This is a genomic window from Pseudomonas sp. NFACC10-1 (assembly GCF_900119195.1).
GTDB classification, from domain to species: domain Bacteria; phylum Pseudomonadota; class Gammaproteobacteria; order Pseudomonadales; family Pseudomonadaceae; genus Aquipseudomonas; species Aquipseudomonas cerasi.
Genome location: NZ_FPJB01000005.1, coordinates 23,086 through 40,640, shown reverse-complemented (window position 1 = coordinate 40,640; position 17,555 = coordinate 23,086). Strand labels below are relative to the sequence as shown.

Here is a 17,555-nt window from a genome sequence, read left to right as displayed (position 1 = left end):
TCCTAGAACGGAATATCATCATCGAAGCTGTCGAAGTCAGCAGCTGGCTGCGGCGCTTGTTGTTGCGGCGCCGGGCGCGAGTCGCGTTGTGGCGGCTGCTGGTTGTAGTTTTGCTGAGGTGCGGACTGCTGCGGCGCCGATTGCTGTGGGCGCGACTGCTGTGGACGAGGTGCGGACTGGTTGTAGTTGCCGCCGCCCTGACCTTGTTGGGAGTCGCCCTGAGGACGGCCGCCCAGCAGTTGCATGGTGCCCTGCATGTCGACGACGATTTCAGTGGTGTAGCGCTTGATGCCGTCTTTTTCCCACTCGCGGGTCTGCAGCTTGCCTTCGATGTACACCTGCGAACCCTTGCGCAGGTATTCGCCAGCGATTTCGGCGACTTTGCCGAACATCGATACACGGTGCCATTCGGTCTTTTCGACTTTCTGACCGGACTGCTTGTCAGTCCACTGTTCGCTGGTTGCCAGACTCAGGTTGGTCACGGCGTTACCGTTAGGCAAGTAGCGAACTTCGGGATCCTGGCCGCATGTACCGACCAATATGACTTTGTTAACCCCACGGGCCATAACGTTCTCCTAGGCTTCGCACGCTTCTGACGCTGGATTGACCAGCTTTTCGAGAGAGGTACGATCCAATAATTTTGTGTCGAGTTTTATGTAGATGGCTGCCTCTTCCGCAACCACCACTGCATCTGTCACGCCTGCTACGGACATCAAGCGCTCTGCCAGGCCTGCTTCACGCTGCGCCTGCGGCGACAACGGCAGACGTAGGCTGGTCACGTAAGGCGGTTCTCGCATGGTCACTGCGAAGGCGAGCCAGACGGCGGCCATGGCTGCACCACCCAGGAACACCGCATCGAGACCACCGTGCTGGAACAACCAGCCGCCCAGTATCCCACCTGCGGCCGATCCAAGAAACTGGCTGGTGGAATAAACTCCCATTGCCGTGCCTTTTCCGCCGGCCGGTGAAACCTTGCTGATCAACGACGGCAACGACGCTTCCAGCAGGTTGAACGCAGTGAAGAATACCACTGTCCCGATGACCAGTGCCCGCAACGTGTCCCCGTAGGCCCAGAAGAATAGCTCAGCCAGCATCAAAACTGTGACGGCGCCCAGCAGAACGCGCTTCATTTGACGTTTCTTCTCGCCATAGATGATGAACGGGATCATCGCGAAGAAGGAAACGAGCAAGGCGGTCAGGTACACCCACCAGTGTTGTTCCTTGGGCAAACCGGCTTTTTCGACCAGCGCCAGCGGCAAGGCCACGAAGCTGGACATGAGCATCGCATGCAACACGAAGATACCCAAATCCAGGCGCAACAGGTCCGGATGACGCAACGTCGCCCCCAGTGCCTGTTTGGCGACGCCGGACTCGCGGTGCATTAATGGCCCGCTGGCCTTGGGCACCACGTAGGCGACGATGAGAACACCTATCAAGGCCATGCCGCCAGTGGCCAGGAACAACCCGGAAAGACCGAACATGCCGGTGATGACCGGGCCGACGACCATGGCAATGGCGAACGACAGGCCGATGGTCATGCCGATCATGGCCATGGCCTTGGTGCGGTGCTGTTCGCGGGTCAGGTCGGAGAGCAGCGCCATGACCGCCGCGGAAATCGCGCCGGCACCCTGCAGGATACGTCCGGCAATGATTCCCCAGATCGAATCCGCGTTCGCCGCCACCACGCTGCCGATCGCAAAGATGATCAGGCCGAAATAAATGACCGGTCGCCGGCCGATACGGTCGGAAATGATCCCGAACGGTATCTGCAACACCGCCTGGGTCAGACCGTAGGCGCCAATTGCCAGACCGATCAGTGCAGGGCTCGCGCCTGCCAGGTCCATGCCGTAGGTTGCCAGAACCGGCAAAACCATGAACATGCCAAGCATGCGGAACGCGAACACCAGGGCCAGACCACCTGCTGCGCGGGTCTCGCCGCTACTCATACGCTCGCTGTGGGTATCGTGCATGGAATAACCTCGTGTGAACCGGCGGCGATTCTACCAGTCCCATCGTTGTACAGCACATACGCGACGCTTTGCCGCGTAATGGCTCGGAGCCTTATACTCCGTCGTTTATGCCCGCCAAGCGAGGCCGCAGTGGACAAGATCCTGATACGTGGGGCACGAACCCACAACCTGAAAAATATTGACCTGACACTTCCCCGCGACAAACTGATCGTTATCACCGGGCTCTCCGGCTCAGGCAAGTCTTCGCTGGCTTTCGATACGCTGTACGCCGAAGGGCAACGCCGCTATGTCGAATCGCTGTCGGCCTATGCCCGCCAGTTTCTGTCGATGATGGAAAAACCGGACGTCGACACGATCGAAGGTCTGTCGCCGGCGATTTCCATCGAGCAGAAGTCTACATCGCACAACCCGCGCTCGACCGTGGGTACGATCACCGAAATCTACGACTACCTGCGTCTTTTGTATGCGCGCGTCGGCCAGCCTCGCTGCCCCGACCACGATATCCCGCTCGAAGCCCAGACGGTCAGCCAGATGGTCGACCTGGTGCTGACCCAGCCGGAAGGCAGCAAATTGATGCTGCTTGCGCCGGTTATCCGCGAACGCAAGGGTGAGCATCTTTCGGTTTTTGAAGAGCTGCGCGCGCAGGGCTTTGTCCGGGCGCGAGTCAACGGCAAGCTGTGCGAGCTGGATGAGCTGCCGAAGCTGGACAAGCAAAAGAAGCACTCGATCGACGTGGTCGTTGACCGTTTCAAGGTCCGCGCCGACCTGCAGCAGCGTCTGGCCGAGTCCTTTGAAACAGCCCTGAAGCTGGCCGACGGTATCGCCCTGGTTGCGCCAATGGACGACGAGCCGGGCGAGGAAGTGATCTTCTCCGCCCGCTTCGCCTGCCCTATCTGTGGCCATGCGATCAGCGAACTGGAACCGAAGCTGTTCTCTTTCAACAACCCGGCTGGCGCCTGCCCGACCTGTGACGGCCTGGGCGTGAAGCAGTTCTTCGATATCAAGCGGCTGGTGAATGCCGAACTGACACTTGCCGAAGGCGCGATACGAGGCTGGGACAGGCGTAACGTCTATTACTTCCAGATGCTCGGCTCGCTCTCCAAACACTATGGCTTCAGCCTGGAAATGCCCTTCAAGCAGATCCCGGCCGACATGCAGAAGATTCTGCTCAACGGCAGCGGCTCGCAGAGTGTCGATTTCCGCTACCTGAATGACCGTGGTGATATCGTCAAGCGTGCGCACCCGTTCGAAGGCATCGTGCCGAATCTGGAACGTCGCTATCGGGAAACCGAGTCGGCCACAGTCCGCGAAGAGCTCGCCAAGTTCTTGGGCACGCAGCCCTGCCCTGACTGCCGAGGCACTCGTCTGCGTCGTGAAGCGCGCCACGTGTGGGTGGGTGAAAAGACTCTGCCTGCAGTCACCAATCTGCCGATTGGCGACGCGACGCATTACTTCGAAACCCTCAAGCTGACCGGACGGCGTGGCGAGATCGCCGACAAGATTCTCAAGGAAATTCGTGAGCGTCTGCAGTTTCTGGTCAACGTGGGCCTGGACTATCTGACCCTGGATCGTAGCGCGGACACCCTGTCCGGCGGCGAAGCACAGCGTATTCGTCTGGCCAGCCAGATCGGTGCGGGCCTTGTCGGGGTGATGTACATCCTCGATGAGCCGTCCATCGGTCTGCACCAGCGCGACAACGATCGTTTGCTGGGCACGCTCAAGCACCTGCGCGACATCGGTAATACGGTGATTGTGGTCGAGCACGATGAAGATGCGATTCGCCTGGCCGACTACGTGGTCGACATCGGCCCGGGGGCCGGCGTGCATGGTGGTCATATCGTTGCCGAAGGTACGCCGGACGAAGTGATGTCGCATCCCGACTCGCTGACCGGCAAATACCTGTCGGGCCGCGTGAAGATTGCCGTTCCTGCCAAGCGCACCCCGCGTAACAAAAAGCTCTCGCTAACCCTCAAGGGCGCGCGTGGCAACAACCTGCAAAACGTCAATCTCGAAATCCCTATCGGTTTGTTGACCTGCGTGACGGGGGTTTCCGGATCGGGCAAGTCGACGCTGATCAACAACACGCTATTCCCGCTTAGTGCTACAGCACTGAACGGCGCCACCACGCTGGAAGCGGCTACGCACGACAGCATCAATGGTCTGCAGCATCTGGACAAGGTGGTGGACATCGACCAGAGCCCTATCGGTCGTACGCCGCGTTCCAACCCGGCGACCTACACCGGGCTGTTCACGCCGATTCGCGAACTGTTCGCCGGGGTTCCGGAATCACGCTCGCGGGGCTACGGTCCGGGGCGGTTCTCGTTCAACGTCAAGGGCGGCCGCTGCGAGGCGTGCCAGGGCGACGGACTGATCAAGGTCGAGATGCACTTTTTGCCGGACATCTACGTGCCCTGCGATGTGTGCAAGAGCAAGCGTTACAACCGTGAAACGCTTGAGATCAAGTACAAGGGCAAGAACGTCCATGAAGTGCTGGAGATGACCATTGAGGAAGCGCGTGAGTTCTTCGATGCCGTTCCTGCACTGGCGCGCAAGCTGCAAACCCTGATGGATGTCGGACTTTCCTATATCAAGCTGGGGCAATCGGCGACGACCTTGTCAGGCGGTGAGGCGCAACGGGTCAAGCTGTCACGTGAGCTGTCCAAGCGCGACACCGGCAAGACGCTGTACATCCTCGACGAGCCGACCACAGGCCTGCACTTCGCGGATATTCAGCAGTTGCTGGATGTATTGCATCGCTTGCGCGACCACGGCAATACCGTGGTGGTGATCGAACACAACCTGGACGTGATCAAGACGGCCGACTGGCTGGTGGATCTGGGTCCGGAAGGCGGTTCGAGAGGTGGGCAGATCATTGCAACGGGCACACCTGAACAGGTCGCCGAGATGGAACAGTCCTACACTGGTCACTATCTGAAACCTCTGTTGATCAGAGACAAGGCCTGACGCTAGTGATGAAAAACGGGGTCGGCGTCAGTCGAACCCGGATACAAAAAAGCTCCTGTCACGCAAGTGCAGGAGCTTTTTCATGAGCGGCTGAATCAGAACTGCGATTGCAGGTAGTTCTGCAGGCCGATGGACTTGATCAGCCCCATCTGCTGTTCGAGCCAGTAGGTATGGTCTTCTTCCGTATCAGCCAACTGTACGCGCAGGATTTCGCGGGTCACGTAGTCGCTGTGCAGCTCACAGAGCTCGATACCCTTGCACAGGGCAGCACGTACCTTGTATTCGAGACGCAGATCGCTGGCGAGCATCTCAGGCACTGTGGTGCCGACGTCGAGGTCGTCAGGGCGCATGCGCGGCGTGCCTTCGAGCATGAGGATACGACGCATCAGCGCATCAGCGTGTTGCGCCTCTTCTTCCATCTCATGATTGATACGCTCGTAGAGCTTCGAAAAGCCCCAGTCTTCGTACATACGTGAGTGAACGAAATATTGGTCACGAGCTGCCAGTTCGCCCGTGAGCAACGTGTTGAGATAATCGATTACTTCCGGGTGGCCTTGCATCGCACCAGACTCCTGCTTCAAAGGCGCTAGTTTGAACCAAGCGTCGCGCGAGGTCACTTAGAAAAACGCAATAAACCGACGAAAAGTGGCGAAATTACGCCGTTAAGAAGCGAAAAACCGCCCAAATGAGGGCGGTTCTGTTTCTCACTTCGACTCAGCCCAGTTTTATGCTCAATGCGTTTGCGATGCCTTCTCCGTAAGCAGGGTCGGCTTTGTGGAAATGCTGCAACTGACGCTGAACCACGTCACTGGAAACGCCTGCCATTGCCCCGGCAATGTTGCCGATCAACAGCGCTTTCTGATCAGCGCTCATCAGGTTGAACAACTTGCCTGCCTGACTGTAGTAATCACCGTCTACCCGGTGCTCATGACGATCTGCGGCACCGCTCAGAGACAGCGCAGGCTCTGCGTAGCGCGGATCTTCTTTCGGCGCATCCGAATAGCTGTTCGGTTCATAGTTTGGCGCCGCACCACCATTGGTGCCGAAGGCCATCGCCCCGTCACGTTGATAGCTGTGTACAGGACTCTTGGGGGCATTGATCGGCAACTGCTGGTGATTGGTACCCACGCGGTAGCGATGCGCATCGGCGTAGGCAAATACGCGCCCTTGCAGCATACGGCCTGGCGAAAGGCCAACGCCTGGCACCATGTTGCTCGGGCCGAACGCGGCCTGCTCGACTTCGGCAAAGTAGTTGAGAGGGTTACGGTTCAACTCCAGCTCGCCGACCTCGATCAGCGGGTATTCTTTCTGCGACCAGGTCTTGGTCACGTCGAACGGGTTCTCATGATGATTCGCAGCCTGAGCCTCGGTCATCAACTGAATGCACACCTGCCACTTGGGGAAGTCGCCCTTCTCGATGGCAGTGAACAGATCGCGCTGAGCGTAATCGGGATCAGTACCGGCAATCCGCGCAGCGTCTGCGGGCGCCAGGTTCTTGATCCCTTGGCGGGTCTTGTAATGCCACTTCACCCAATGACGCTCGCCTGCAGCACTGATGAGGCTATAGGTGTGGCTGCCGAAGCCGTGCATGTGACGGTAGCCGTCCGGAATGCCACGATCAGAGAACAGAATGGTGACTTGGTGCAGCGCCTCAGGCGAGTGCGACCAGAAATCCCACATCATCTGAGGACTTTTCAGATTGGTCTGCGGCAGGCGCTTCTGAGTGTGAATGAAGTCAGGGAATTTCAGAGGGTCACGGATAAAGAACACCGGCGTGTTGTTGCCCACGATGTCCCAGTTACCTTCCTCGGTGTAAAACTTGATCGCAAAGCCGCGCGGGTCACGCTCGGTGTCAGCCGAACCACGCTCTCCGCCTACGGTGGAGAAGCGCAGGAAAATCGGTGTCTGCTTGCCCACCGTGTCGAACAGCCTGGCGCTGGTGTACTGGCTGATGTCGCGGGTCACGGTAAACGTGCCATGAGCACCCGATCCCTTGGCATGCACGCGACGCTCCGGAATGTTCTCACGGTTGAAGTGGGCAAGCTTTTCGATCAGATGGAAATCATCAAGCAGTAGAGGACCACGTGGGCCTGCCGAACGGGAGTTCTGATTGTCTGCGACTGGGGCACCGCTGGCGGTCGTAAGGGTCTTCTGGCTCATCTACATCTTCCTCTGGTGTGTATAGCCGGCTGATCGGCTTGGGAGGAAGTATTGCCGAAAGCTATTGAAGCGTCGAATTCATTAAATCATGACTATCGATAGCAATTCTTAATTCCGGAAAACAAAAAACCGGGCACTAGGCCCGGTTTCATGTTCAAACTGATGTCTTATTCAGCAGCTTCTACAGAGCCACCGACAGGACGATCAACCAGCTCGACGTACGCCATTGGCGCGTTGTCGCCAGCGCGGAAACCGCACTTGAGGATGCGCAGGTAGCCGCCCTGACGGGTTGCATAGCGCTTGCCCAGATCGTTGAACAGTTTGCCGACGATTTCTTTCGAACGAGTACGGTCGAAAGCCAGACGACGGTTGGCAACGCTGTCTTCCTTGGCCAGGGTGATCAGCGGCTCGGCAACGCGGCGCAGTTCCTTGGCTTTCGGCAGGGTAGTTTTGATCAGCTCGTGCTCGAACAGCGACACCGCCATGTTTTGGAACATGGCTTTGCGGTGAGAGCTGGTACGGCTCAGGTGACGTCCACTTTTACGATGACGCATGGTTCATTCCTTACCAAACTCGCGTTCGGTGATTACGACGATCAGGCCGTAGCCTTGTCGTCCTTCTTAAGACTTGCCGGCGGCCAGTTGTCGAGGCGCATGCCGAGGGAGAGACCACGAGAAGCCAGAACGTCCTTGATCTCGGTCAAGGATTTCTTGCCCAGGTTCGGAGTCTTCAACAGCTCTACTTCGGTGCGCTGAATCAGATCACCGATGTAGTAGATGTTCTCCGCCTTAAGGCAGTTGGCCGAACGCACGGTCAGTTCCAAATCGTCAACCGGACGAAGCAGGATCGGATCGATCTCGTCTTCCTGTTCGATTACCACTGGTTCGCTGTCGCCTTTGAGGTCCACGAACGCAGCCAACTGCTGTTGCAGGATGGTTGCAGCGCGACGGATAGCCTCTTCAGGGTCCAGAGTACCGTTGGTTTCCAGATCAATAACCAGCTTGTCCAGGTTAGTACGCTGCTCGACACGGGCGTTTTCCACCACGTATGCGATACGGCGAACCGGGCTGAACGAAGAGTCAAGCTGCAAGCGACCAATGCTGCGGCTTTCGTCTTCATCGCTTTGACGCGAGTCTGCCGGCTCATAACCACGACCACGAGCTACGGTGAGCTTCATGTTCAAGACGCCGTTAGACGCCAGGTTAGCGATTACGTGATCGGGGTTAACGATCTCGACATCATGATCCAGCTGAATATCGGCAGCGGTAACCACCCCCGAACCCTTCTTCGACAAGGTCAGCGTAACTTCGTCTCGACCGTGCAGCTTGATAGCCAGACCTTTAAGGTTCAACAGGATTTCAATGACGTCTTCCTGTACACCTTCGATGGCGCTGTACTCATGGAGTACACCGTCAATCTCGGCCTCGACTACTGCACAGCCGGGCATGGAGGACAACAAAATGCGGCGAAGCGCGTTGCCCAGGGTATGGCCGAAACCACGCTCGAGAGGCTCGAGAGTGATTTTGGCGCGGGTTGGACTGACAACCTGCACATCAATGTGGCGGGGTGTCAGGAACTCATTTACCGAAATCTGCATGGATGCACCTATTTTCTAGCCCTTACTTGGAGTAGAGCTCGACAATCAGGCTTTCGTTGATGTCGGCGGATAGATCACTGCGAGCTGGAACGTTCTTGAAAACGCCCGATTTCTTCTCAGTGTCTACTTCTACCCATTCTACGCGGCCACGTTGGGCACACAGATCGAGAGCCTGGACAATACGCAGCTGATTCTTAGCTTTTTCGCGGATAGCAACAACGTCGCCAGCACGAACCTGATAAGAAGGAACGTTAACGGTTTTGCCGTTTACGCTGACCGACTTGTGCGAAACCAATTGACGGGATTCGGCACGCGTCGAGCCGAAGCCCATGCGGTATACAACGTTGTCCAGACGGCATTCGAGCAGTTGCAGCAGGTTCTCGCCTGTTGCACCTTTCTTGCCGGCGGCTTCTTTGTAGTAGCCGCTGAACTGACGCTCGAGAACGCCGTAGATACGACGGACTTTTTGCTTTTCACGCAGCTGAGTACCGTAATCGGACTGGCGACCACGACGCTGGCCGTGGATACCTGGAGCTGCTTCGATGTTGCACTTGGATTCGATAGCGCGAACGCCGCTCTTCAGAAAGAGATCGGTGCCTTCACGACGAGCAAGTTTGCATTTTGGACCAATGTAACGAGCCATTTCTTACAGTCTCCTGGATTACACGCGGCGCTTCTTCGGCGGACGGCACCCGTTGTGCGGGATTGGCGTCACGTCGGTGATGCTGGCGATCTTATAGCCACAGCCGTTCAATGCACGGACAGCGGATTCACGACCTGGGCCTGGACCCTTGACATTGACGTCGAGGTTCTTCAGACCGTACTCCAGCGCAGCTTGACCAGCACGTTCAGCAGCTACTTGAGCAGCGAACGGGGTGGACTTGCGCGAACCACGGAAACCCGAACCGCCGGAGGTAGCCCACGAAAGAGCGTTACCTTGACGATCGGTAATGGTGACGATTGTGTTGTTAAACGACGCGTGGATGTGGGCGATGCCATCAACCACTGTCTTTTTAACTTTTTTACGAGGACGAGCAGCAGGTTTTGCCATGACTAAATTCCTGTCGTTGCGCTGGTGCGATTACTTGCGGATCGGCTTACGCGGACCTTTGCGAGTACGCGCGTTGGTCTTGGTACGCTGACCGCGCACTGGAAGACCACGACGATGACGCAGACCGCGGTAGCAGCCCAGGTCCATCAAGCGCTTGATTTTCATGTTGATTTCGCGACGCAGGTCACCTTCAGTGGTGAACTTCGCCACTTCGCCACGCAGCTGTTCAATCTGCTCGTCGCTCAGATCTTTGATTTTCACCGCCGGATTTACGCCGGTGGTTGCACAAATTTTCTGTGCGGTGGTGCGACCAACACCATAGATGTAGGTCAACGAGATAACAGTATGCTTGTTATCTGGAATGTTAACGCCTGCAATACGGGCCATTCAGTGGGACTCCAATTGACAGCTACCTACGCCCCGGAAGCCAAGAAATAGGGCGCGAGATAATATCGCTGTAGTAACAAATAATCAACCCAGCAGCGCACTAGCTGCTGGGCTTAAGCACAAATCACAATCAGCCTTGGCGCTGCTTATGACGTGGTTCCGCGCTGCAAATTACTCGAACCACACCTTCGCGGCGGATAATCTTGCAGTTACGGCACAGCTTTTTCACCGATGCACGAACTTTCATCACCAACTCCTCGAACCTTAGGGGTGCTTCAGCGCAGCATACCGCCGCTGCCACCGTAGCCCTTCAGGTTGGCTTTCTTCATCAGGGATTCATACTGGTGCGAAACGAGGTGAGATTGCACTTGCGACATAAAGTCCATCACAACCACGACCACGATCAGCAACGAGGTCCCGCCAAGGTAGAACGGTACGTTTGCCGCGACCACCAGGAACTGGGGAAGCAGACACACGGCCGTCATATATAGAGCACCGAACATGGTCAAGCGAGTCAAAACGCCATCAATATAGCGTGCCGACTGCTCACCTGGACGAATACCCGGAATAAAGGCACCGGACTTCTTCAGGTTTTCCGCTACGTCTTTCGGATTGAACATCAACGCCGTATAGAAGAAGCAGAAGAAAATAATCCCTGCACTAAACAGCAGAATATTCAACGGCTGACCAGGAGCGATCGACTGCGAGATGTCCTGCAACCAGCCCAGACCTTCAGACTGACCGAACCAGGACCCCAACGAAGCCGGGAACAGCAAAATGCTGCTCGCGAAAATGGCCGGTATCACACCAGCCATGTTCACTTTCAGCGGCAAGTGGCTGGTCTGCGCAGCGAAGACCTTGCGGCCCTGCTGACGCTTGGCGTAGTGAACAGCGATACGACGCTGACCACGCTCAATGAACACCACAAAACCGATGATCGCTACCGCCAGCAAACCGATTGCAACCAGAGCGAAGATATTGATATCACCCTGACGTGCAGACTCGAAAGACTGCCCTATTGCTCTCGGAAGACCGGCGACGATACCTGCGAAAATCAACATCGAGATACCGTTGCCGACACCGCGCTCGGTGATCTGCTCGCCCAGCCACATCATGAACATCGCACCTGCCACGAAGGTAGTTACGGCCACAAAGTGGAAACCCAGGTCCCCAGAAAACGCGACGCCCTGACTCGCCAGACCAACGGACATGCCGATAGCTTGGACCAGAGCCAGGACAACGGTGCCATAGCGGGTGTACTGGCTTATCTTGCGACGGCCAGCTTCACCTTCCTTCTTCAACTGCTCCAGCTGCGGGCTGACGGCGGTCATCAGCTGCATGATGATCGATGCCGAAATGTACGGCATGATCCCCAGTGCAAAGATGCTCATCCGTTCCAGCGCGCCGCCGGAAAACATGTTGAACAAGCTAAGAATGGTCCCCTCATTCTGTCGAAACAGTTCTGCGAGTCGGTCCGGGTTGATACCTGGAACCGGGATGTGTGCGCCTATTCGGTAGACGATAATCGCCAGGAACAGAAAACGCAGACGAGCCCAGAGTTCAGACATACCGCCTTTGCCGAGCGCTGAGAGAGCACCTTGCTTAGCCATTTATTCCTCGAACTTGCCGCCAGCTGCTTCGATAGCCGCACGCGCACCTTTGGTGGCGGCGATACCCTTGATAGTGACAGCGCGAGTAACTTCGCCCGACAGCATGATTTTCACACGCTGAACGTTCTGGTTAATCACGTTGGCATCTTTCAGGGACTGCACAGTTACGATGTCGCCTTCCACTTTAGCCAGCTCGGACAGACGCACTTCTGCGCGGTCCATGGCCTTCAGGGAAACGAAACCGAATTTTGGCAGGCGACGATGCAGCGGCTGTTGGCCGCCCTCAAAGCCCGGAGCAATAGTGCCACCGGAGCGGGAGCTTTGACCTTTGTGGCCACGGCCACCGGTCTTGCCCAAACCACTACCGATACCACGGCCCGGACGATGCTTTTCGCGACGGGAACCCGGCGCTGGACTCAGATCATTGAGTTTCATCGATTAACCCTCGACTCGCAGCATGTAGTAAGCCTTGTTGATCATCCCGCGATTTTCGGGAGTATCCAGGACTTCTACAGTGTGACCGATGCGACGCAGACCCAAACCCTTAATGCACAATCTGTGATTAGGGATGCGGCCGGTCATGCTTTTGATCAGCGTTACTTTAACGGTAGCCATGATCAGATGATCTCCTCAACACGCTTGCCACGCTTGGCAGCGATCGACTCAGGAGACTGCATGCCCTTCAAACCCTTGAACGTAGCGTGAACCACGTTTACCGGGTTAGTCGAACCGTAGCACTTGGCCAATACGTTCTGGACACCAGCAACTTCCAGCACTGCGCGCATTGCGCCGCCAGCGATGATACCGGTACCTTCAGAAGCAGGCTGCATGTACACCTTGGAGGCGCCATGAGCAGACTTCATCGCGTACTGCAGGGTAGTGCCGTTCAGATCAACCTGAATCATGTTGCGACGAGCAGCTTCCATCGCTTTCTGGATTGCAGCAGGCACTTCACGTGACTTGCCACGGCCGAAGCCAACGCGCCCTTTACCATCACCCACTACGGTCAACGCAGTGAAAGTGAAGATACGGCCGCCTTTTACGGTTTTGGCCACGCGGTTAACTTGAACCAGCTTCTCGATGTAGCCTTCGTCGCGTTTTTGGTCGTGATTTGACATAACTTAGAACTCCAGCCCGCCTTCACGAGCAGCATCAGCCAGCGCTTTGACACGGCCGTGGTACTTGAAGCCAGAACGGTCGAAAGCGACTTGCGATACACCCGCGGCTTTCGCGCGCTCGGCGACCAGCTTGCCAACCTTAGTGGCCGCGTCGATGTTGCCAGTGGCGCCATCACGCAGTTCTTTGTCCAAAGTCGAGGCGCTTGCCAGGACTTTGCTGCCGTCGGCCGAGATGACCTGGGCATAAATGTGCTGCGAAGAGCGGTGCACGCAGAGACGCACGACTTCCAGCTCGTGCATTTTCAGGCGTGCTTTGCGAGCGCGACGCAGTCGGGTAACTTTTTTGACGGTCATTTGCTATGCCCTACTTCTTCTTGGCTTCTTTACGGCGGACGACTTCGTCCGCGTAACGCACACCTTTGCCTTTGTAAGGCTCAGGACGGCGGAAGTCGCGGATCTCAGCGGCCACTTGACCAACCAACTGCTTATCGATACCACGAATCAGGATATCGGTCTGGCTGGGGGTCTCAGCGGTGATGCCATTCGGCAATTCATAGTCCACCGGGTGCGAGAAGCCAAGTGCAAGGTTCAGGACCGTGCCTTTTGCTTGCGCCTTGTAACCAACACCGACCAGCTGGAGCTTACGCTCGAAGCCTTGGCTTACGCCCTGGACCATGTTGTTAACCAGTGCACGAGTGGTGCCTGCCATTGCGCGGGTTTGTTGATCGCCATTGCGAGCAGCGAAACGCAGCTCACCAGCTTCTTCAACAATCTCAACGGACGAATGGATGTTCAGTTCCAGAGTGCCCTTGGCACCCTTCACCGAAAGCTGCTGGCCGACGAGTTTGACTTCGACGCCGGATGGCAACTTAACGGGGTTCTTAGCTACGCGTGACATGCTTATCCCCCCTTAGAACACAGTGCAAAGCACTTCGCCACCGACACCGGCAGCGCGCGCAGCACGATCCGTCATCACACCTTTACTGGTGGAGACGATAGACACACCAAGACCGCCACGAACTTTCGGCAGATCATCGGAGGACTTGTACTGACGCAAGCCTGGGCGGCTGACGCGCTTAACCTCTTCAATGACCGGACGGCCTTCGAAGTACTTAAGCTCGATGGACAGCGAGGATTTAACTTCGCTGCTGATCTGATAACCCGCAATGTAGCCTTCGTCCTTCAGGACTTTTGCTACAGCAACCTTCAACGTGGAAGATGGCATGCTTACGACGGGCTTTTCAGCCATCTGGGCATTACGGATACGAGTTAGCATGTCCGCTAACGGGTCCTGCATACTCATGGGCTAGACGCTCCTAAAACAAAATAATTAGCCTTGCGGCTACAGCTTGATCGCCGAGAACTTCCGGGCAAGTAAAAACACGGGCTCAGGCGAGCCGGCAATTCTAGTCCTACGCCGGAAATGAATCAAGCCCCAATAGGGGCTTGATTCAAATTCAGGCTTCATGCCGACCGGTGACTTGCGCAACCGGCTGGCACGAAGCGAGAGGTGCGCCTTACCAGCTGGCTTTGACCAGACCTGGTACGTCGCCACGCATGGCTGCTTCACGCAGTTTGTTACGGCCGAGGCCGAACTTGCGGTAAACGCCGTGTGGACGACCAGTGATGCGGCAACGGTTACGCATGCGCGCAGCGCTTGCGTCACGTGGTTGCTTCTGCAGGGCTACGGTAGCTTCCCAACGCGCTTCTGGACTTGCGTTCAGATCAACGATGATTGCTTTCAGCTCTGCACGCTTCTTGGCGTACTTGGCAACGGTGAGCTGACGCTTCAGCTCACGGTTTTTCATGCTCTTCTTGGCCATTTTCCTACTCCAATCAGTTGCGGAACGGGAATTTGAAAGCACGCAGCAATGCGCGACCTTCATCATCGTTCTTGGCAGTGGTGGTCAGGGTAATGTCCAGACCGCGGAGAGCATCGATCTTGTCGTAGTCGATTTCCGGGAAGATGATCTGCTCTTTTACGCCCATGCTGTAGTTACCACGACCATCGAAGGACTTGGCATTCAGGCCGCGGAAGTCGCGAACCCTAGGCAGGGAGATCGACAGCAGACGATCCAGGAATTCGTACATACGATCGCGGCGCAGAGTCACTTTGACACCGATCGGCCAACCTTCACGGACTTTAAAGCCAGCGATGGATTTCCGAGCGTAAGTCACAACGACTTTTTGACCGGTGATCTTTTCCAGGTCAGCAACAGCGTGCTCGATGACTTTTTTGTCGCCGATCGCTTCGCCCAGACCCATGTTCAGGGTGATTTTGGTAACGCGCGGAACTTCCATCACGTTCGAAAGCTTAAGTTCTTCCTTAAGTTTCGGAGCGATTTCCTTCCGGTAAATCTCTTTTAGTCGTGCCATGGTCTTCTACCTAGCAGTGTTCAAGCATCAACCGCTTTTTGGGTCGACTTGAAGACACGAATTTTCTTGCCGTCTTCAACTTTGAAACCAACGCGGTCAGCCTTGTTGGTTGCGCCGTTGAAAATGGCGACGTTGGAAGCGTGCATTGGCGCTTCTTTCTCGACGATACCGCCCTGTACGCCCGACATCGGGTTTGGCTTGGTATGACGCTTCACCAGGTTGATCCCACCAACGACCAAACGGTCGTCAGCGAGAACCTTGAGCACCTTACCGCGCTTACCTTTGTCTTTGCCGGCGATCACGATGATCTCGTCGTCACGACGAATCTTTTGCATGTCGGATCTCCTTAGAGCACTTCTGGGGCGAGCGAGACGATCTTCATGAACTTCTCAGTACGAAGTTCACGGGTCACTGGCCCAAAGATACGGGTACCGATCGGCTCTTGCTTGTTGTTCAACAGAACAGCAGCGTTGCCATCGAAGCGGATGATGGAGCCGTCTGCACGACGAACACCGTGGCGAGTGCGGACTACTACTGCAGTCATCACTTGGCCTTTTTTCACCTTGCCGCGAGGAATTGCTTCCTTGACGGTTACTTTGATGATGTCACCGATACCAGCGTAACGACGATGGGAGCCACCCAGCACCTTGATGCACATAACGCGGCGTGCGCCGCTGTTATCGGCCACATCGAGCATGGATTGAGTCTGAATCATATAATTTCTCCGACCCCTAGCCCTTAGACTTCCACAGCGCGTTCGAGGATATCAACCAATGCCCAAGACTTGGTCTTGGCTACCGGACGAGTTTCACGAATAGTGACCTTGTCGCCGATATGGCATTGATTGGTTTCGTCGTGCGCGTGCAGCTTAGTCGAACGCTTAACGTATTTACCGTAGATCGGGTGCTTTACGCGACGCTCGATCAGAACGGTGATGGTCTTGTCCATCTTGTCGCTGACAACACGGCCAGTCAGCGTACGGACAGTTTTTTCGGCTTCAGCCATGATTACTTACCTGCCTGCTGGTTGAGCACAGTTTTCACGCGAGCGATGTCACGCTTAACTTGCGAGAGCAGATGAGACTGCCCCAACTGGCCAGTTGCTTTCTGCATACGCAGATTGAACTGGTCGCGCAGCAGGCCGAGCAGTTGCTCGTTCAGCTGCTGTGCTGATTTTTCACGAAGTTCATTCGCTTTCATCACATCACCGTCCGCTTAACAAAGGAGGTGGCGAGCGGCAGCTTTGCAGCAGCCAGGGCGAAAGCCTCACGCGCCAGCTCTTCAGTAACACCCTCGATTTCATACAGGACTTTGCCTGGCTGAATCTGGGCAACCCAGTACTCCACGTTACCCTTACCTTTACCCATCCGAACTTCGAGTGGCTTTTTGGTTACAGGCTTGTCCGGGAACACACGGATCCAGATCTTGCCGCCACGTTTAACGTGACGGGTCAGAGCACGACGCGCTGACTCGATCTGACGAGCGGTGAGACGACCACGAGCAACAGACTTCAGCGCGAACTCGCCGAAGCTGACTTTGCTACCGCGCAGTGCCAGACCACGGTTGTGGCCGGTCATCTGCTTGCGGAACTTCGTACGCTTTGGTTGCAACATTTGGCGTACCCCTTACTTAGCAGCTTTTTTACGAGGCGCTGGTGCTTGCGGTTTCAGTTCTTCTTGGCGACCACCAATTACTTCGCCTTTGAAGATCCAAACCTTTACACCGATCACACCGTAAGTGGTGTGAGCTTCGTAGTTGGCATAGTCGATGTCGGCACGCAGGGTGTGCAGTGGCACACGACCTTCGCGATACCATTCAGTACGTGCGATTTCAGCACCGCCGAGACGACCGCTCACTTGGATTTTGATGCCTTTGGCACCAATGCGCATGGCGTTCTGAACAGCGCGCTTCATAGCGCGACGGAACATTACGCGACGCTCCAGCTGCTGAGCTACGCTCTGCGCAACCAGCATACCGTCGAGCTCCGGCTTACGGATCTCTTCGATATTGATGTGCACAGGCACACCCATTTGCTTGGTCAGGTCCTGACGCAGTTTCTCAACATCTTCACCTTTCTTCCCGATAACGATACCTGGACGAGCGGTGTGGATGGTGATACGTGCTGTCTGAGCCGGACGATGGATATCGATACGGCTGACGGACGCGCTTTTTAATTTGTCTTGGAGGTACTCACGCACTTTCAGATCAGCGAACAAATAGTCCGCATAAGTCCGACCGTCTGCGTACCAGACGGAGGTGTGCTCCTTGACGATTCCCAGGCGAATGCCAATGGGATGTACTTTCTGACCCATCTCTTCGACTC

At 56.2% G+C, this 17,555-nt stretch carries 26 protein-coding genes; 1 reads left to right on the top strand and 25 read right to left on the bottom strand.

Features of this window, described 5'->3' with window-relative positions; all coding sequences use genetic code 11:
• Window positions 1-2: 2 nt before the first annotated feature.
• Both BT119_RS15385 and BT119_RS15380 read right to left on the bottom strand, forming a co-directional pair.
• Window positions 3-566: a single-stranded DNA-binding protein gene (locus BT119_RS15385; RefSeq protein WP_002555458.1), complete on the bottom strand. Its 564-nt coding sequence runs from the start codon at window positions 564-566 to the stop codon at window positions 3-5.
• A gap of 9 nt (window positions 567-575) precedes the next feature.
• Window positions 576-1,970, bottom strand: a complete 1,395-nt coding sequence (locus tag BT119_RS15380; protein WP_003431811.1) for an MFS transporter — start codon at window positions 1,968-1,970, stop codon at window positions 576-578.
• Window positions 1,971-2,099: 129 nt separating this feature from the next.
• Here BT119_RS15380 and uvrA point away from each other — a divergent pair, with 129 nt between their 5' ends.
• Window positions 2,100-4,934, top strand: a complete 2,835-nt coding sequence (uvrA, locus tag BT119_RS15375) for an excinuclease ABC subunit UvrA (RefSeq protein WP_003431812.1) — start codon at window positions 2,100-2,102, stop codon at window positions 4,932-4,934.
• A 95-nt stretch (window positions 4,935-5,029) separates the two neighbouring features.
• Here the strand turns inward: uvrA and bfr are convergent, their stop codons facing one another.
• The 23 genes from bfr to rpsC form a co-directional block, all read right to left on the bottom strand.
• Window positions 5,030-5,494 (bottom strand): bacterioferritin, encoded by a 465-nt coding sequence (gene bfr / locus BT119_RS15370; RefSeq protein WP_003317095.1) that lies wholly within the window; start codon window positions 5,492-5,494, stop codon window positions 5,030-5,032.
• Between the two features lie 154 nt (window positions 5,495-5,648).
• The gene (locus tag BT119_RS15365; protein ID WP_072366260.1) at window positions 5,649-7,094 is read right to left on the bottom strand and encodes a catalase; all 1,446 of its coding nucleotides are present in this window, start codon (window positions 7,092-7,094) and stop codon (window positions 5,649-5,651) included.
• A 167-nt stretch (window positions 7,095-7,261) separates the two neighbouring features.
• Window positions 7,262-7,648 (bottom strand): 50S ribosomal protein L17, encoded by a 387-nt coding sequence (gene rplQ / locus BT119_RS15360; protein ID WP_002555463.1) that lies wholly within the window; start codon window positions 7,646-7,648, stop codon window positions 7,262-7,264.
• A gap of 41 nt (window positions 7,649-7,689) precedes the next feature.
• On the bottom strand, window positions 7,690-8,691 hold the full coding sequence (gene rpoA, locus BT119_RS15355) for a DNA-directed RNA polymerase subunit alpha (protein ID WP_002555464.1): 1,002 nt from the start codon (window positions 8,689-8,691) through the stop codon (window positions 7,690-7,692).
• A 22-nt stretch (window positions 8,692-8,713) separates the two neighbouring features.
• A complete protein-coding gene (gene rpsD, locus BT119_RS15350; protein ID WP_002555465.1) occupies window positions 8,714-9,334 on the bottom strand; it encodes a 30S ribosomal protein S4 in 621 nt (206 codons plus the stop codon).
• Between the two features lie 18 nt (window positions 9,335-9,352).
• Window positions 9,353-9,742: a 30S ribosomal protein S11 gene (gene rpsK / locus BT119_RS15345; RefSeq protein WP_002555466.1), complete on the bottom strand. Its 390-nt coding sequence runs from the start codon at window positions 9,740-9,742 to the stop codon at window positions 9,353-9,355.
• A 30-nt stretch (window positions 9,743-9,772) separates the two neighbouring features.
• Window positions 9,773-10,129 carry a 30S ribosomal protein S13 gene (gene rpsM, locus BT119_RS15340; RefSeq protein WP_002555467.1) on the bottom strand — a complete coding sequence of 119 codons (357 nt, stop codon included), beginning with the start codon at window positions 10,127-10,129 and terminating at the stop codon, window positions 9,773-9,775.
• A gap of 130 nt (window positions 10,130-10,259) precedes the next feature.
• Entirely contained in the window at window positions 10,260-10,376 is a 117-nt protein-coding gene (gene rpmJ, locus BT119_RS15335) for a 50S ribosomal protein L36 (RefSeq protein ID WP_002555468.1), read from the bottom strand.
• A gap of 28 nt (window positions 10,377-10,404) precedes the next feature.
• Window positions 10,405-11,739 (bottom strand): preprotein translocase subunit SecY, encoded by a 1,335-nt coding sequence (secY, locus tag BT119_RS15330; protein ID WP_002555469.1) that lies wholly within the window; start codon window positions 11,737-11,739, stop codon window positions 10,405-10,407.
• Window positions 11,740-12,174: a 50S ribosomal protein L15 gene (rplO, locus tag BT119_RS15325; RefSeq protein ID WP_002555470.1), complete on the bottom strand. Its 435-nt coding sequence runs from the start codon at window positions 12,172-12,174 to the stop codon at window positions 11,740-11,742.
• 3 nt (window positions 12,175-12,177) lie between these two features.
• A complete protein-coding gene (rpmD, locus tag BT119_RS15320) occupies window positions 12,178-12,354 on the bottom strand; it encodes a 50S ribosomal protein L30 (protein ID WP_002555471.1) in 177 nt (58 codons plus the stop codon).
• Window positions 12,355-12,356: 2 nt separating this feature from the next.
• Window positions 12,357-12,857 carry a 30S ribosomal protein S5 gene (gene rpsE / locus BT119_RS15315; protein ID WP_003317099.1) on the bottom strand — a complete coding sequence of 167 codons (501 nt, stop codon included), beginning with the start codon at window positions 12,855-12,857 and terminating at the stop codon, window positions 12,357-12,359.
• 3 nt (window positions 12,858-12,860) lie between these two features.
• Window positions 12,861-13,211, bottom strand: coding sequence for a 50S ribosomal protein L18 (gene rplR, locus BT119_RS15310; protein ID WP_002555473.1), 351 nt, complete (start codon window positions 13,209-13,211; stop codon window positions 12,861-12,863).
• Window positions 13,212-13,221: 10 nt separating this feature from the next.
• The gene (rplF, locus tag BT119_RS15305; RefSeq protein ID WP_003369019.1) at window positions 13,222-13,755 is read right to left on the bottom strand and encodes a 50S ribosomal protein L6; all 534 of its coding nucleotides are present in this window, start codon (window positions 13,753-13,755) and stop codon (window positions 13,222-13,224) included.
• Between the two features lie 12 nt (window positions 13,756-13,767).
• The gene (gene rpsH, locus BT119_RS15300; RefSeq protein ID WP_002555475.1) at window positions 13,768-14,160 is read right to left on the bottom strand and encodes a 30S ribosomal protein S8; all 393 of its coding nucleotides are present in this window, start codon (window positions 14,158-14,160) and stop codon (window positions 13,768-13,770) included.
• A 214-nt stretch (window positions 14,161-14,374) separates the two neighbouring features.
• On the bottom strand, window positions 14,375-14,680 hold the full coding sequence (gene rpsN / locus BT119_RS15295; protein WP_002555476.1) for a 30S ribosomal protein S14: 306 nt from the start codon (window positions 14,678-14,680) through the stop codon (window positions 14,375-14,377).
• A gap of 13 nt (window positions 14,681-14,693) precedes the next feature.
• The gene (gene rplE / locus BT119_RS15290) at window positions 14,694-15,233 is read right to left on the bottom strand and encodes a 50S ribosomal protein L5 (RefSeq protein WP_002555477.1); all 540 of its coding nucleotides are present in this window, start codon (window positions 15,231-15,233) and stop codon (window positions 14,694-14,696) included.
• Window positions 15,234-15,253: 20 nt separating this feature from the next.
• On the bottom strand, window positions 15,254-15,568 hold the full coding sequence (gene rplX, locus BT119_RS15285; protein WP_003317102.1) for a 50S ribosomal protein L24: 315 nt from the start codon (window positions 15,566-15,568) through the stop codon (window positions 15,254-15,256).
• An 11-nt stretch (window positions 15,569-15,579) separates the two neighbouring features.
• Window positions 15,580-15,948: a 50S ribosomal protein L14 gene (gene rplN, locus BT119_RS15280; RefSeq protein WP_002555479.1), complete on the bottom strand. Its 369-nt coding sequence runs from the start codon at window positions 15,946-15,948 to the stop codon at window positions 15,580-15,582.
• 23 nt (window positions 15,949-15,971) lie between these two features.
• Window positions 15,972-16,238 (bottom strand): 30S ribosomal protein S17, encoded by a 267-nt coding sequence (gene rpsQ, locus BT119_RS15275; protein ID WP_002555480.1) that lies wholly within the window; start codon window positions 16,236-16,238, stop codon window positions 15,972-15,974.
• A 2-nt stretch (window positions 16,239-16,240) separates the two neighbouring features.
• Window positions 16,241-16,432 (bottom strand): 50S ribosomal protein L29, encoded by a 192-nt coding sequence (gene rpmC, locus BT119_RS15270; RefSeq protein ID WP_002555481.1) that lies wholly within the window; start codon window positions 16,430-16,432, stop codon window positions 16,241-16,243.
• Entirely contained in the window at window positions 16,432-16,845 is a 414-nt protein-coding gene (rplP, locus tag BT119_RS15265; protein ID WP_002555482.1) for a 50S ribosomal protein L16, read from the bottom strand. Before rplP ends, rpmC begins: the two co-directional genes overlap by 1 nt.
• Before the next feature lie 12 nt (window positions 16,846-16,857).
• Complete coding sequence (rpsC, locus tag BT119_RS15260; RefSeq protein ID WP_003176422.1) at window positions 16,858-17,544, bottom strand: 30S ribosomal protein S3; 687 nt, start codon at window positions 17,542-17,544, stop codon at window positions 16,858-16,860.
• Between the last annotated feature and the right edge of the window lie 11 nt (window positions 17,545-17,555).

What these genes read in the sequence shown, in the direction of transcription:
- rpmC (WP_002555481.1), bottom strand. Translation starts at nt 16,432, where the DNA reads ATGAAAGCGAATGAACTTCGTGAAAAATCAGCACAGCAGCTGAACGAG.
- rpsC (WP_003176422.1), bottom strand. Translation starts at nt 17,544, where the DNA reads ATGGGTCAGAAAGTACATCCCATTGGCATTCGCCTGGGAATCGTCAAG.
- rpsD (WP_002555465.1), bottom strand. Translation starts at nt 9,334, where the DNA reads ATGGCTCGTTACATTGGTCCAAAATGCAAACTTGCTCGTCGTGAAGGC.
- rplQ (WP_002555463.1), bottom strand. Translation starts at nt 7,648, where the DNA reads ATGCGTCATCGTAAAAGTGGACGTCACCTGAGCCGTACCAGCTCTCAC.
- rpsK (WP_002555466.1), bottom strand. Translation starts at nt 9,742, where the DNA reads ATGGCAAAACCTGCTGCTCGTCCTCGTAAAAAAGTTAAAAAGACAGTG.
- rpmD (WP_002555471.1), bottom strand. Translation starts at nt 12,354, where the DNA reads ATGGCTACCGTTAAAGTAACGCTGATCAAAAGCATGACCGGCCGCATC.
- rplN (WP_002555479.1), bottom strand. Translation starts at nt 15,948, where the DNA reads ATGATTCAGACTCAATCCATGCTCGATGTGGCCGATAACAGCGGCGCA.
- rpsN (WP_002555476.1), bottom strand. Translation starts at nt 14,680, where the DNA reads ATGGCCAAGAAGAGCATGAAAAACCGTGAGCTGAAGCGTCAGCTCACC.
- BT119_RS15380 (WP_003431811.1), bottom strand. Translation starts at nt 1,970, where the DNA reads ATGCACGATACCCACAGCGAGCGTATGAGTAGCGGCGAGACCCGCGCA.
- secY (WP_002555469.1), bottom strand. Translation starts at nt 11,739, where the DNA reads ATGGCTAAGCAAGGTGCTCTCTCAGCGCTCGGCAAAGGCGGTATGTCT.
- rpsQ (WP_002555480.1), bottom strand. Translation starts at nt 16,238, where the DNA reads ATGGCTGAAGCCGAAAAAACTGTCCGTACGCTGACTGGCCGTGTTGTC.
- bfr (WP_003317095.1), bottom strand. Translation starts at nt 5,494, where the DNA reads ATGCAAGGCCACCCGGAAGTAATCGATTATCTCAACACGTTGCTCACG.
- rpoA (WP_002555464.1), bottom strand. Translation starts at nt 8,691, where the DNA reads ATGCAGATTTCGGTAAATGAGTTCCTGACACCCCGCCACATTGATGTG.
- rplX (WP_003317102.1), bottom strand. Translation starts at nt 15,568, where the DNA reads ATGCAAAAGATTCGTCGTGACGACGAGATCATCGTGATCGCCGGCAAA.
- BT119_RS15365 (WP_072366260.1), bottom strand. Translation starts at nt 7,094, where the DNA reads ATGAGCCAGAAGACCCTTACGACCGCCAGCGGTGCCCCAGTCGCAGAC.
- BT119_RS15385 (WP_002555458.1), bottom strand. Translation starts at nt 566, where the DNA reads ATGGCCCGTGGGGTTAACAAAGTCATATTGGTCGGTACATGCGGCCAG.
- rplE (WP_002555477.1), bottom strand. Translation starts at nt 15,233, where the DNA reads ATGGCACGACTAAAAGAGATTTACCGGAAGGAAATCGCTCCGAAACTT.
- rpsE (WP_003317099.1), bottom strand. Translation starts at nt 12,857, where the DNA reads ATGTCAAATCACGACCAAAAACGCGACGAAGGCTACATCGAGAAGCTG.
- rpmJ (WP_002555468.1), bottom strand. Translation starts at nt 10,376, where the DNA reads ATGAAAGTTCGTGCATCGGTGAAAAAGCTGTGCCGTAACTGCAAGATT.
- rplR (WP_002555473.1), bottom strand. Translation starts at nt 13,211, where the DNA reads ATGACCGTCAAAAAAGTTACCCGACTGCGTCGCGCTCGCAAAGCACGC.
- rplF (WP_003369019.1), bottom strand. Translation starts at nt 13,755, where the DNA reads ATGTCACGCGTAGCTAAGAACCCCGTTAAGTTGCCATCCGGCGTCGAA.
- rpsH (WP_002555475.1), bottom strand. Translation starts at nt 14,160, where the DNA reads ATGAGTATGCAGGACCCGTTAGCGGACATGCTAACTCGTATCCGTAAT.
- rplP (WP_002555482.1), bottom strand. Translation starts at nt 16,845, where the DNA reads ATGTTGCAACCAAAGCGTACGAAGTTCCGCAAGCAGATGACCGGCCAC.
- rplO (WP_002555470.1), bottom strand. Translation starts at nt 12,174, where the DNA reads ATGAAACTCAATGATCTGAGTCCAGCGCCGGGTTCCCGTCGCGAAAAG.
- rpsM (WP_002555467.1), bottom strand. Translation starts at nt 10,129, where the DNA reads ATGGCCCGTATTGCAGGCGTTAACATTCCAGATAACAAGCATACTGTT.